Origin of the sequence: Actinotalea sp. C106 (assembly GCF_023630195.1) — a bacterium.
GTDB lineage: Bacteria > Actinomycetota > Actinomycetes > Actinomycetales > Cellulomonadaceae > Actinotalea.
Genome location: NZ_JALPKN010000497.1, coordinates 1 through 1,346 on the forward strand (window position 1 = coordinate 1; position 1,346 = coordinate 1,346).

1 protein-coding gene and 1 pseudogene are annotated in these 1,346 nt (G+C 73.4%); one reads left to right on the forward strand and one right to left on the reverse strand.

Annotation, left to right across the window (positions count from 1 at the left end; genetic code table 11):
- Positions 1–354 (forward strand): annotated as a pseudogene (locus tag L0B03_RS17970) (beta-galactosidase); the annotation flags it as partial.
- Here L0B03_RS17970 and L0B03_RS17975 read toward each other — a convergent pair.
- Positions 323–1,346, reverse strand: a 1,024-nt coding sequence (locus tag L0B03_RS17975) for a hypothetical protein (protein ID WP_250448390.1), incomplete at its 5' end; no start/stop codon positions are given. The pseudogene L0B03_RS17970 and the gene L0B03_RS17975 sit on opposite strands and share 32 nt — an antisense overlap.

Genomic DNA, 1,346 nt, shown 5'->3' on the forward strand with positions numbered 1-1,346 from the left:
GAGGCCTTCGACGGGCTCGCGGCGGTGCACGAGCTCGCCGTCCCCGCCTGGGCCCTGGCGGCCCCCCGCGACGTGTGGCTGCACGTGGACTGGGCCGGTGACGTCGCCGAGCTCCGGGTCGACGGGGTCACCGTGGCCGACCGCTTCTGGGACGGCTCGCGCTGGACCCTCGACCTCGGGGACCTCGCCGTCGGGCCCGAGAGCTCGGTCACCCTGCACCTGCTGCCCCTCGCGACGGCCTCGACCATCGCCCTGCCGACCGAGGCCGCCGTGCGCCTGGCCGGGGCCGGCGATCAGCTCGGGGTCGTCGACCGGGTCGAGGTCACCGCGCGCCGGTGGTGGACGGTCGCCTGAGGGCAGCGCGCCAGTCGGCCGCCCGCGGGAACCACGGCACGGCGCTCGCGGTCTCCTTGTTCGAGCCGTACACGAGCAGCGCGAGGAAGACCCCGTAGACGGGCAGGTGACCGATCACCTCGGTGGTGCCGAAGATGAACAGCGTCAGGTTGAACGGCACGAGGGCCACCAGCACCACGATCTGGGGCAGCGCCCCGGAGAGCACCAGCAGACCGAAGAGCAGCTCGATCGCGCCGGCGATGACGATGAACACCTCGTCCGTGACGGGCAGCCCCACCAGGGCGAAGATGTTGAGCTCGGGGTAGTCCTCGAGCAGGTTCGCAGCGAGGGCCGGGTTGGTGAACTTCTCGCTGAAGGCGAGCGTGATCAGGGCCACCGCGACGAAGAACCGCAGCCAGAACAGGGCCCAGCGGAGCTTCTCGGGGCTCGGCGCGACCCGGCCGAAGGTCGCGTCCGACGGGGGCAGGATGGCGAGGAAGAGCGCCACCGCGAGGGTGTTGGTCGTCTCGAGGAGCGCCACGGGACCCGCGGCGAGCAGGGCCGGGGGCCCCAGCAGCACGAGGCCCAGCGCAGGCACCCGCAGCCGGATGCCGGTGATCAGCCAGATGCCGATCGCGGCCTGGACCACGCCCGCGAAGTCACCACCCGGCACGTCGCCGAGGGGCAGGGACGGGGTGATGAACGCCCCGGACACGGAGTAGGCCAGCAGCGAGACACCCATGTGGATGGCGAGCAGCCGCGGGACGTAGGGGGCGATCCGGCCCAGGGGGCTCAGGACGGCGAGCTCGGGCTGGGGCAGGCGGCGCGCGACCAGCCGCCACACCACGGTCACCGCGATCACGGCGGCCGTGAGGACCAGCGGCAGCGGGGAGAAGAAGAAGCCCCAGTCGCCGCCCCCGTCGTGCTCGGCGAACCACTTGCCGTGGGCCGCGGCCGGGCCCGCCGTCGCGAGCAGGGCGGTGAGGGTCAGGGCGAGGGTCGCGAGCTGGCGA